Source organism: Kangiella koreensis DSM 16069 (assembly GCF_000024085.1).
Lineage (GTDB): Bacteria > Pseudomonadota > Gammaproteobacteria > Enterobacterales > Kangiellaceae > Kangiella > Kangiella koreensis.
On record NC_013166.1, the window covers coordinates 421,539 to 434,022 of the forward strand.

At 46.6% G+C, this 12,484-nt stretch carries 5 protein-coding genes, 2 tRNA genes and 3 rRNA genes; 8 read left to right on the forward strand and 2 right to left on the reverse strand.

Features of this window, described 5'->3' with window-relative positions; translation table 11 throughout:
* Positions 1-126 precede the first annotated feature (126 nt).
* On the forward strand, positions 127-453 hold the full coding sequence (gene erpA, locus KKOR_RS02020) for an iron-sulfur cluster insertion protein ErpA (RefSeq protein WP_012800345.1): 327 nt from the start codon (positions 127-129) through the stop codon (positions 451-453).
* A 105-nt stretch (positions 454-558) separates the two neighbouring features.
* Here erpA and KKOR_RS02025 read toward each other — a convergent pair whose 3' ends face one another.
* Both KKOR_RS02025 and KKOR_RS02030 read right to left on the reverse strand, forming a co-directional pair.
* Positions 559-1,665: an anhydro-N-acetylmuramic acid kinase gene (locus tag KKOR_RS02025; protein WP_012800346.1), complete on the reverse strand. Its 1,107-nt coding sequence runs from the start codon at positions 1,663-1,665 to the stop codon at positions 559-561.
* 7 nt (positions 1,666-1,672) lie between these two features.
* On the reverse strand, positions 1,673-3,253 hold the full coding sequence (locus tag KKOR_RS02030; RefSeq protein WP_041295988.1) for a peptidoglycan DD-metalloendopeptidase family protein: 1,581 nt from the start codon (positions 3,251-3,253) through the stop codon (positions 1,673-1,675).
* 198 nt (positions 3,254-3,451) lie between these two features.
* On the opposite strand from KKOR_RS02030, the gene tyrS reads away from it, so the two are divergent.
* From tyrS to rrf, 7 genes are all read left to right on the forward strand, one after another.
* Positions 3,452-4,648 carry a tyrosine--tRNA ligase gene (tyrS, locus tag KKOR_RS02035; RefSeq protein ID WP_012800348.1) on the forward strand — a complete coding sequence of 399 codons (1,197 nt, stop codon included), beginning with the start codon at positions 3,452-3,454 and terminating at the stop codon, positions 4,646-4,648.
* Positions 4,649-4,831: 183 nt separating this feature from the next.
* On the forward strand, positions 4,832-6,205 hold the full coding sequence (locus KKOR_RS02040; RefSeq protein WP_041296106.1) for a S8 family peptidase: 1,374 nt from the start codon (positions 4,832-4,834) through the stop codon (positions 6,203-6,205).
* Between the two features lie 640 nt (positions 6,206-6,845).
* Positions 6,846-8,384, forward strand: a 16S ribosomal RNA gene (locus KKOR_RS02045).
* Positions 8,385-8,489: 105 nt separating this feature from the next.
* Positions 8,490-8,566, forward strand: a tRNA-Ile gene (locus KKOR_RS02050).
* Between the two features lie 95 nt (positions 8,567-8,661).
* A tRNA-Ala gene (locus tag KKOR_RS02055) sits at positions 8,662-8,737 on the forward strand.
* 225 nt (positions 8,738-8,962) lie between these two features.
* Positions 8,963-11,856: ribosomal RNA gene (locus tag KKOR_RS02060) — 23S ribosomal RNA — on the forward strand.
* A gap of 142 nt (positions 11,857-11,998) precedes the next feature.
* Positions 11,999-12,114: ribosomal RNA gene (gene rrf / locus KKOR_RS02065) — 5S ribosomal RNA — on the forward strand.
* Together the 16S, 23S and 5S rRNA genes with 2 tRNA genes alongside form the textbook arrangement of a ribosomal RNA operon.
* The last annotated feature ends 370 nt before the right edge of the window (positions 12,115-12,484 follow it).

A 12,484-nucleotide genomic window follows, 5' to 3' on the forward strand; every position in this document is an offset into this window, starting at 1 on the left:
TTATAGGTGGCGTCTTTTTCTTTTCCAATTTCATTTATTTGCATACCAACTATCCTCTTGAGATCTTGAAGTTAGCCCCCCATATTCTGGTATAATAGAAACATTCATGTGTTTAGGTAGATTTTAATGTCAATTACAGTAACAGAAGCTGCAAGTCGAAAAGTGAAACAACTCATCGACGAAGAGCAAAATGACCAGCTTAAGTTGCGAGTTTTCGTAACGGGTGGTGGCTGCTCTGGCTTTCAGTACGGCTTTACCTTTGACGAAAAGCAGAATGATAACGACATGGCTATAGAACAGGATGGCGTTAAGATTCTAGTTGATGCGTTAAGCTTCCAGTATTTAATGGGCTCTGAAGTCGATTATACGGAAGGGCTGCAAGGTTCTCGTTTTCTAATCAGCAATCCACAGGCTAAAACTACGTGTGGGTGCGGTTCCTCTTTCTCGTTATAAACAAGTTATAGCGGAGTCAGAATAGACAATGCCAATGGCCTAAGGTCATTGGCATTTTTTTTGCCACATAGCTGGCTTGAGTGAGTAAGTAATTAAAGTTGCTTACTAGGCTGGATAAATACTGCCGAGGATAGTTTCTTGTTTTGCGCCTGTCACGGCGGGTAGGTTGCCTGACAAGTTATTCAGGCAGCGATGCGCTAACCAGGCAAAGGCCATGGCTTCAATCCAATCCGGTGCAACGCCAAATTCCTGTGACGTTGTCACTTCAAAATTGCTCAAGTGTGTCTTTAAGCTTTGTTGCAATACCGAGTTGTAGGCACCGCCACCACACAAAATAACTGTGCCGGTCTGGGTATGTTGCTGTATAGCCTGACTAACACTTTGTGCAGTCAGCTCGAGTAAGGTTGCTTGAACGTCATGTGGGGCAAAGTCATCTAGTGAAAATTGTTTTAGCCAATTTAAATTAAAATATTCACGACCAGTGCTTTTCGGATTGGGTTGTGAAAAGTAAGGGTCACTCATAAAGTCATTCAATAGTTCAGGTAAAACTTTGCCTTGTTGCGCCCACTCGCCATTTTGATCATAACTTTTATTTTGGTGCCGCGAGATCCACTGATCCATCAGGGTATTAGCTGGCCCTGTGTCATAGCCAAGCAATTCGCCATTTGCTGGTAAGTAGGTGATATTGGCAATACCGCCTAAGTTAACGATCATGCGGTCTTGTTGTGGGTCATGGAATATGGCTTGATGGAAGGCTGGCACTAAGGGTGCACCTTGACCACCATAGACCATGTCTCGAGTACGGAAATCGGCTACCGTGGTGATGCCTGTTCGTGCTGCAATGCTGTGCGGATTACCAATCTGGATGGTGAAGGGATGGTAGGCATCAGGTCTATGGCGAATAGTTTGGCCATGGCTGCCAATGGCTGTGATGTCATCTTTTGAATACTCACTATCTTTAAGCAGATCGTCCACTGCTTCAGCAAATAGCTCTCCCAATTCTCGATCCAATAACGCCATTTCTTCTATCGGATCGTGCGCGTATTCGGCATTACTTATTGAGTGGATCTGTTGCTGTATAACGTTAGGAAAGGGCAAACTTTTGTTATGAAGAAGCTGTATGGGATTTGCTGAAGATTCGTCAATGTTACAGAGTACCGCGTCGATTGCGTCGACGCTGGTACCCGACATCAAGCCAATGTAATAGGCCATTTAAAAGTTACTTTTGTAGTTTGCCGTTGTTACTGCTTGCGCTAGGCTCGTTCAAGCGAGCGAAGTAAGTTGTACGCTCAGTTTCAAGTTGTGCGATTAATGGTTTGCTTTGCTCTCTGAAGCGTTCCATTTCGTCTTTCGGAACAGGAGCTGCATGAGGCAACTTCACAGTTCTAGGATTACGATGAACTCCGTTTACTACAAACTCATAGTGAAGGTGCGGTGCTTGCGACATACCGGTAGAGCCAACATAACCAATAATTTGTCCTTGTTTTACTCTCTCGCCAGCTTTTACAGAACGCTTAGAGAAGTGTAAATACTTGGTGGTAATATTATTGCCATGCTTGATGAACACATAGTTACCATTGTATTTATTGTAAGCTGAGTTGGTTACACGACCATCTCCAGCCGCACGCACGGGCGTACCAATTGGCGCTCGATAATCAACACCTCGATGTGGCTTGACGCGTTTTTGAATTGGGTGGAACCGTTTTGGATTAAAGTTCGAACTAACGTAGTTAAACTGCAATGGCGCACGAAGGAACGATTTACGTAGGGCTTTACCTTCAGGAGTGTAGTAAGCCGTACGATCATTGGTGTCAGTGTAGCGCACAGCTGCAAATGAATCGCCCTGATTGGTGAACTCAGCAGACAGGATATTGCCATAACCGACTTTCTCACCTTCTATAAATTTTTCTTCATAAAGTACGGAAAAGCTATCGTCCTTGCGGATTTCCAATGCAAAGTCGATGTCGTATTCAAATACACCAGCTAATTCCATGATTACGCCGTCAGGTAATCCAGCTTCTTTGCCAGCCATATAAAAACTGCTGGTGATAGTGGCGGTTGCGAAGCGAGTTTTAAACTCAATTTCTTTTTCGTCGATGGCAACGTCGAATTCTTTGTCTGCTAATTTAGTGACTTGTAAGGTTTCGCTAATGTTGTAAGGATAGCGAAGACCGAGGAAACTGCTGTCATCGTTACTGGCAAATTCAAGAGTGTGGCCTGGACGAATTTTCTTGAGAATATCAATTTTCTCATCGCTTAGCATCATATAGTGCAAGTCAGATGCGCTATAACCTTTGCGCTTGAAAATTTTAGCGAGGCTATCGCCATTTTCGACGGTAAGGCTTTCCCACTTAATCTGTGGCTCTTGCGGTTCTGGCTCAACAACTTCTTCTTCAACTTCATTTTCAAAAGCTGTGTTTTCACGGCTTGCTTTTAGTGCAATCTCAGTCAGTGACAGCTTTTCTAATTCTAAAGAGTGGCTTCTCGAAGACTGGTTTTCCATAGGCAGACCTTCATCAGTCATAATGTCTGATGATAAGCTGGTTTGAGTTTCGTCCGGTGAAAGGTTTAGTTGAAGGATTTCAGTATCTTGCTGGTTTTTTTGCTCTGACTCTTCTCCCGGAGTCATCTTTATGAAGCTGGTCACTGCTAAAAGAGCGATAAAAGTGGCAGAAAATAGCAAAACGCCCTTTCGGCGCGTTTTTTTACGCGCAAAGAGTGGTTTGCTTTTGTTAAAGCCTTTGTAATCTCGGTTAATCATCGCATTAGTTAAGAAGTTGGTTGAACATATTTTGCGCAATAACCTTAACCATAATAGGTGTTTTGGTCAATGTAAAATGATGAAAACGAGCCGTTTTTTTGATCCAAGATCGAAAAGTGTGAAAAAGACGATGTTTTGTGAACTGTGTCGCGGAGCTTCTTACTAGTGCAAATTCGTTGCATCCTTGAGGTTTTCGTGTATCTTTGTGCCCAATGTAAATAGAGGAAATACGAGACAATGACTGATGTTCAAGCGGCTTTCGCAGAAATTAAGCGCGGCGCCGAAGAAATTCTGTTAGAAGACGAATTACTTGAGAAACTGAAATCCGGTAAGCCATTGAAAATTAAAGCTGGCTTTGACCCGACCGCACCTGATTTGCACTTGGGTCATACGGTTTTAATCAATAAATTGCGTCAATTCCAGCAATTAGGGCATGAGGTTATTTTCCTGATCGGTGACTTTACCGGCATGATCGGTGATCCAACCGGTAAAAATGCCACGCGTAAGCCGTTAACACGAGATGATGTGTTGGCAAACGCAGAAACCTATAAAGAGCAGGTCTTCAAAATCTTGGACCCAGCAAAAACCACCATTGCCTTTAATTCTGAATGGTGCGAAAAGCTCGGCGCCGCCGGTATGATCAAGCTTGCATCACATACTACTGTGGCTCGTATGCTGGAGCGCGATGATTTCAAAAAGCGCTATGGTAATGAACAGCCGATTGCTATTCACGAATTCTTATATCCTCTTGTTCAAGGTTACGACTCTGTCGCGTTGGAGTCCGACGTGGAATTGGGTGGCACCGATCAGCGATTTAATTTGCTGATGGGGCGTGAGTTACAAAAGCATTATGGGCAGCGTCCGCAAACTGTATTAATGATGCCTTTATTAGAAGGTTTGGATGGCGTGCAGAAGATGTCCAAGTCATTGGGAAATTATGTTGGCATCACAGAAGCTCCTGGAGTCATGTACCAGAAGCTGCTATCTATTCCGGACAGCATGATGTGGCGTTACTTTGAATTGCTATCATTCCGTCCTTTGCCAGAAATTGATGAGTTAAAGAAGCAAGTTGAGCAGGGTGCTAACCCGCGCGACATTAAAATTGAACTGGCCAAAGAAATCATCGAGCGCTTCCATGATAAGGAAGCTGCTGATAACGCTCATAAAGCAGCTGGCAACATTATTAAAGAAGGCGAAGTGCCTGAGGGCACGCCCCAAGTTGAAGTGGATATGGAGGGAGCCGAGCAATTCCCTATTGGAGCAACCATCAATCGTGCAGGCTTGGCGAGTAATTCAGCACAGGCAAAAGACATGTTGAAAAATGGACGTGTTAAGGTTGACTGGGAAGTAGTCGAGCCATCATTGATGCTTAAACCTGGTCAATATCTTATCCAGGCCGGCAAGAAAAAGATTGCCTATGTAACTTTGAAGTAGTTCACGTTTAGGTCGTTTTCGTCAAAGTCTTTTACAAGAAGCTCGCCAATGGCGGGCTTTTTTGCATTTAGTGTTCCGAAAATAGCACAGAAAGTATTCAATAAAACTTCAGTATTTTATAGGCTAGCTCAGTTGCATGGGGCAACACGGAAATATGGAACTATTAATGCTGGAGAACAATTAATGAACAACAAGTTTAAATTATCTAGCCTGGCTCTTCTCGGCGCCACTCTTACACTACCTTCTACTTTGTTAGCAGAATCCTACATTGTCTTAACCAAAGGCAACAAGATAGACTCGTCACTGATCCAGGAGATTGAAGCACAAGGTGCAACGGTAACTGCTCAACTGCCACAAGTGGGCATGTTAATGCTCGACAGTGACAATGGAGACATTCGTGAGCGCTTAAGCAGTAACGCAAAAATTCAAACTACCTTTGCGGATATGGATCTGCAATATGTGAGTCCTTCCGAGCAGGCTTTACCGGAAATTAGTTTCGAGGAGCAGTCAATCAACCCGCCAACGTCAGGAGATGACGATTTCTACTTTGATCTGCAATGGGGCCATGATGCAGTCAATGCACCAGAAGCTTGGCAAGCTGGCGTTAAAGGTCAGGGGGTGCGTGTTGCGGTATTAGATAGCGGTATTATGTCAACTCACCCTGATTTAGCCCCCAACCTGAATACTGCGTTGAGTACTTCTTTTATTAATGGAGAAGCTTATAACAGTCCAGCTGGTTCTCATGGAACTCACGTGGCAGGCACTATTGCAGCAGCCGATAATGCATACGGCACAATAGGGGTGGCACCTGAAGCAGAAATTGTAACGGTAAAAGTATTATCTGGTGTATCCGGTAGTGGCCCATTCTCATCAATATTCCAGGGTATGGTTTATGCCGCTGATATTGATGCTGATGTTATTAACATGAGTCTGGGAGCCGATATTCCGCGCAACTGCACTTTTGATGGCGTTCACCAACCTGCCAAAGATTGTGCAGATTTATTTACTGCCCTGAACCGTGTAACACACTATGTAAATAAGAAAGGTAGTGTCATTATTGCTGCGGCTGGTAACGATGCTCGCGATCTTAACCATGATGCGACTCTTAAAGCATTCCCCGCAGAAGGAAATCACGTTATATCGGTTTCATCATTAGGGCCGGTCGGCTGGGGTTTAGATACTTCCGCTAATCTCGATGTTTTGGCCAGTTACTCAAACTACGGCAAGAATGGTATTGACCTTGCAGGCCCTGGCGGCAACTATGATCTCTTCTTTACCTACGGAAATGCGCCTTGTAACGGTCCTGTATTGCCGGGCTTTACTTGTTATGTATATGACATGGTACTAAGTACGACGCCAACAGGTTGGGGCTGGAATGCTGGTACCAGTATGGCAGCGCCCCATGTCGCCGGCGTTGCAGCTTTGATAATCAGTGAAAATGGTGGTGATATGTCGCCGGTTGAAGTTACACGCGAATTAATTAAGCGCTCAGATGACATCAACCAACCCGGAAAAGATGATGATACTGGGCACGGCAGGGCTTCTTCTGGTTATTAATGCCCAATAGGAAAACCCAATAAGAAGGCCACTACGGTGGCCTTTTTTAATATTTGTATTAAAAGTAAACGATAACCGTCTGATTTATAGACATTTTGATTACAAAACAGGCGGTTGAAAATAAATTTAATAAAACCTTCAAAAAGAGCTTGCGAAGTGCGAAATGGTGCTTATAATGCGCACCACTTTCGAGGCATAAGTCGCGGAAGGCAAGTCTAGGAAGGGCGGTTTCAAAAGTGTTAAAAAAATGTTTTTGAAAAGGTGTTGACAGGAAGTTGAGGCGCACTATAATGCGCGCCGGCTCTGAGGAAACTCGGAGGCATTTCGAAGGAGTGAAATGGTTGATAATTGTTTGTTTAACAGAAAGTTAAAAAAGATTATCAAAAGATGTTGACAGGAGGTTGGGGCGATATATAATGTGCGCCCACTTGAGCGGAGCTGGTTCTTCGTCAAGACGTTCTTTAACAGATAGATAAGACAATTTGTGTGGGCACTTATGTCGATGATGTAATCCATTTATCGATTGAGTGACCAACACCCTGAAAGACAATTCGTTCTATTTATAGGACAAAGATGTAATTCAAAGTTGGTGATTCGTCGAGTCAAGATATACCGAAGGTTTCGGCCTTCAAGAAAACTTAAACTGAAGAGTTTGATCATGGCTCAGATTGAACGCTGGCGGTATGCTTAACACATGCAAGTCGAACGGTAACATGAAAAAGCTTGCTTTTTTGATGACGAGTGGCGGACGGGTGAGTAACACGTAGGAATCTACCGAGTAGCGGGGGATAGCCCGGAGAAATCCGGATTAATACCGCATGTGCACTTCGGTGTAAAGAGGGCCTCTTCTTGAAAGCTCTCACTATTCGATGAGCCTGCGTCAGATTAGCTTGTTGGTGGGGTAATGGCCTACCAAGGCGACGATCTGTAGCTGGTCTGAGAGGATGATCAGCCACACTGGGACTGAGACACGGCCCAGACTCCTACGGGAGGCAGCAGTGGGGAATATTGGACAATGGGCGCAAGCCTGATCCAGCAATACCGCGTGTGTGAAGAAGGCCTTCGGGTTGTAAAGCACTTTCAATAGGGAGGAAGGCTTGATGGTTAATACCCATTGAGATTGACGTTACCTATAGAAGAAGCACCGGCTAACTCCGTGCCAGCAGCCGCGGTAATACGGAGGGTGCAAGCGTTAATCGGAATTACTGGGCGTAAAGCGCGCGTAGGCGGATGATTAAGTCAGATGTGAAAGCCCCGGGCTCAACCTGGGAACTGCATTTGAGACTGGTCGTCTAGAGTACAGAAGAGGGGGGTGGAATTCCAGGTGTAGCGGTGAAATGCGTAGATATCTGGAGGAACATCAGTGGCGAAGGCGACCCCCTGGTCTGATACTGACGCTGAGGTGCGAAAGCGTGGGTAGCGAACAGGATTAGATACCCTGGTAGTCCACGCCGTAAACGATGTCTATTAGCTGTTGGGTATATTAAAATACTTAGTGGCGCAGCTAACGCGATAAATAGACCGCCTGGGGAGTACGGCCGCAAGGTTAAAACTCAAATGAATTGACGGGGGCCCGCACAAGCGGTGGAGCATGTGGTTTAATTCGATGCAACGCGAAGAACCTTACCAGGTCTTGACATCCAGAGAACTTTCCAGAGATGGATTGGTGCCTTCGGGAACTCTGAGACAGGTGCTGCATGGCTGTCGTCAGCTCGTGTCGTGAGATGTTGGGTTAAGTCCCGTAACGAGCGCAACCCTTGTCCTTAGTTGCTAACATTAAGTTGAGAACTCTAAGGAGACTGCCGGTGACAAACCGGAGGAAGGTGGGGACGACGTCAAGTCATCATGGCCCTTACGACCTGGGCTACACACGTGCTACAATGGGCAGTACAGAGGGTTGCCAACCCGCGAGGGGGAGCTAATCTCATAAAGCTGTTCGTAGTCCGGATTGTTCTCTGCAACTCGAGAACATGAAGTCGGAATCGCTAGTAATCGTGGATCAGAATGCCACGGTGAATACGTTCCCGGGCCTTGTACACACCGCCCGTCACACCATGGGAGTTGTTTGCACCAGAAGTAGCTAGCTTAACATTGGGCGGTTACCACGGTGTGGTCAATGACTGGGGTGAAGTCGTAACAAGGTAGCCGTAGGGGAACCTGCGGCTGGATCACCTCCTTACAGACTAAGATTACGTAAATCTCATAAGTGTTCACACAAATTGTCTTATCCACTGAACTTGATCGGTTGTGCAGGCCATATAGTGTCTGTAACAAGACAGATAATAGGTCTGTAGCTCAGCTGGTTAGAGCGCACCCCTGATAAGGGTGAGGTCGGCAGTTCAAGTCTGCCCAGACCTACCAATTTTGATTGATGCCACGTTAGATAAACGTCGCTTAGCAGACTAAGCTTCCTTTTTATCTGCCTTGCCTCAATGCAAAATTCACCGATATCAAATGGGGCTATAGCTCAGCTGGGAGAGCGCCTGCCTTGCACGCAGGAGGTCAGCGGTTCGATCCCGCTTAGCTCCACCATTTCCGATCAAGTGTTCTGAAGTATCAAGATGAATAGGAAGACTTATTCATCTGGGTATTTATGACCAGAACAAGTTCTTTAACAATTTGGTAGAAGCTAGTAAAAAAATTTGTAAGTAAAATTTGTATTCATCATGTTAGCGATATTTATCATAAGTCGGATAGATATCGAAGTAATAACTAGGTTGTTTGCATTATGTGATCTCAAACTATTTGGGGTTATATAGTCAAGTGACTAAGAGCATGCGGTGGATGCCTAGGCGACAGAAGGCGATGAAGGACGTGGTAGTCTGCGATAAGCCTCGGGGAGTTGACAACAAACGTTATATCCGAGGATTTCCGAATGGGGAAACCCAGCCAGTATAAGCTGGTTATCAATAACTGAATACATAGGTTATTGAGGCGAACGCGGGGAACTGAAACATCTAAGTACCCGTAGGAACAGAAATCAACCGAGATTCCGTCAGTAGCGGCGAGCGAACGCGGATTAGCCCTTAAGCTTCTAATGAGTTAGTGGAACAGTCTGGAAAGTCTGGCGATACAGGGTGATAGCCCCGTACACGAAAGCGAATTGGAAGTGAAAACGAGTAGGTCGGGACACGTGTTATCTTGACTGAACATGGGGGGACCATCCTCCAAGGCTAAATACTCTCTGTCGACCGATAGTGAACCAGTACCGTGAGGGAAAGGCGAAAAGAACCCCAGTGAGGGGAGTGAAATAGACCCTGAAACCGCATGCTTACAAGCAGTGGAAGCACGATTTAGTCGTGTGACTGCGTACCTTTTGTATAATGGGTCAGCGACTTACTCTTCAGTAGCGAGGTTAACCGAATAGGGGAGCCGTAGGGAAACCGAGTCTTAATAGGGCGCTCAGTTGCTGGAGGTAGACCCGAAACCCGGTGATCTATCCATGGTCAGGTTGAAGGTTGGGTAACACCAACTGGAGGACCGAACCCACTTATGTTGCAAAATGAGGGGATGAACTGTGGATCGGAGTGAAAGGCTAATCAAACCGGGAGATAGCTGGTTCTCCTCGAAATCTATTTAGGTAGAGCCTCACGTATTACCCTAGGGGGTAGAGCACTGTTTCGGCTAGGGGGTCATCCCGACTTACCAACCCGATGCAAACTCCGAATACCTAGGAGTACAGCGTGGGAGACACACGGCGGGTGCTAACGTCCGTCGTGGAAAGGGAAACAACCCAGACCGCCAGCTAAGGTCCCAAAGTTATCGCTAAGTGGGAAACGATGTGGGAAGGCTTAGACAGCTAGGAGGTTGGCTTAGAAGCAGCCACCCTTTAAAGAAAGCGTAATAGCTCACTAGTCGAGTCGGCCTGCGCGGAAGATGTAACGGGGCTAAGCGATACACCGAAGCTGCGGAATATACTTTTAGTATATTGGTAGAGGAGCGTTCTGTAAGCCGTTGAAGGTGACTTGAGAAGGTTGCTGGAGGTATCAGAAGTGCGAATGCTGACATGAGTAACGTTAATGCGGGTGAAAAACCCGCACGCCGGAAGACCAAGGGTTCCTGTTCGACGTTAATCGGAGCAGGGTGAGTCGACCCCTAAGGCGAGGCAGAGATGCGTAGTCGATGGGAAACAGGTTAATATTCCTGTACCGGTGTATATTGTGATGGAGAGACGGAGAAGGCTAGGCCAGCGCGGCGACGGTTGTCCGCGTTTAAGGTGGTAGGCTTGTGACTTAGGTAAATCCGGGTTGCTTTAAGGCCGAGAGCTGATGACGAGGTCCCACGGGACTGAAGTGGTTGATGCCAGGCTTCCAGGAAAATCTTCTAAACTTCAGATATACACCGATCGTACCCCAAACCAACACTGGTGGTCAGGTAGAGAATACTAAGGCGCTTGAGAGAACTCGGGTGAAGGAACTAGGCAAAATGGCACCGTAACTTCGGGAGAAGGTGCGCCGGTTTTGGTGATAGGACTTGCTCCTTGAGCTGAGACCGGTCGAAGATACCAGGTGGCTGCGACTGTTTATCAAAAACACAGCACTCTGCAAACACGAAAGTGGACGTATAGGGTGTGACGCCTGCCCGGTGCCGGAAGGTTAATTGATGGGGTTATTCTTCGGAAGAAGCTCTTGATCGAAGCCCCGGTAAACGGCGGCCGTAACTATAACGGTCCTAAGGTAGCGAAATTCCTTGTCGGGTAAGTTCCGACCTGCACGAATGGCGTAACGACGGCCACACTGTCTCCACCCGAGACTCAGTGAAATTGAAATCGCAGTGAAGATGCTGTGTACCCGCGGCTAGACGGAAAGACCCCGTGAACCTTTACTACAGCTTCACACTGGACTTAGAACCTGCTTGTGTAGGATAGCTGGGAGACTTTGAAGCATGCACGCCAGTGTGTGTGGAGTCGACCTTGAAATACCAGCCTGGTATGTTTTGAGTTCTAACTCAGGTCCGTTATCCGGATCGAGGACAGTGTGTGGTGGGTAGTTTGACTGGGGCGGTCTCCTCCCAAAGAGTAACGGAGGAGCACGAAGGTTGGCTAATCATGGTCGGAAATCATGAGGTTAGTGTAATGGCACAAGCCAGCTTAACTGCGAGACTGACACGTCGAGCAGGTACGAAAGTAGGTCATAGTGATCCGGTGGTTCTGTATGGAAGGGCCATCGCTCAACGGATAAAAGGTACTCCGGGGATAACAGGCTGATACTACCCAAGAGTTCATATCGACGGTAGTGTTTGGCACCTCGATGTCGGCTCATCTCATCCTGGGGCTGTAGCCGGTCCCAAGGGTATGGCTGTTCGCCATTTAAAGAGGTACGCGAGCTGGGTTCAGAACGTCGTGAGACAGTTCGGTCCCTATCTGCCGTGGGCGTTGGAGATTTGAGAGGAGCTGCTCCTAGTACGAGAGGACCGGAGTGGACGAACCTCTGGTGTTCCGGTTGTCACGCCAGTGGCATTGCCGGGTAGCTATGTTCGGACAGGATAACCGCTGAAAGCATCTAAGCGGGAAGCCCCCCTCAAGATGAGATCTCCCTGAGACTTTAAGTCTCCTGAAGAGCCGTTGTAGACTACGACGTTGATAGGTCAGGTGTGGAAGCGTTGTGAGACGTTAAGCTAACTGATACTAATTGCTCGAGAGGCTTGACTATATAACACCCAAGTGGTTTGTTATGTAGGCAATAACTTAGACATAATTATTAACACCCGACGTGATGAATACTGCATACAGATTGCATACGGCTTCTACCGAATTGAAAGACTTGTCCGAGCATAGATACTCAATTTTTTATGCTTGGCGACAATAGAGAGTTGGAACCACCTGATCCCATCCCGAACTCAGAAGTGAAACGACTCATCGCCGATGGTAGTGTGGGGCTTCCCCATGTGAGAGTAGGTCATCGCCAAGCGCTTATACTGAAAAGCCCCAGCAGCAATGCTGGGGCTTTTTTATTACCCCATCGAAAAGCTAATGTTATATTACCTGGGCTCCACCCCTAAAGGGACTTCCTTCGGTCGTGGGACAAACTTGCTTGGGGTAAAGTAGAGTAGGCGACTGACAGCCTTGATATGCAAGGCTGGAGGAAATACCTTTAGATATCAAAACTGCTCCTAGCGTTTTACCAAAGACACTTCCAAAGGTCGTTGTTATTTATGACATCCCTGTCGATTATCGCCATACCATGAAGCGCGCGCGAGCGCTTCATGGAAAAAACCGTCCGTAATGTCGGGGTTTTTTATTGCTTGAAATTAAGTGAAAAAGTAGTGTTGATTGGTCAA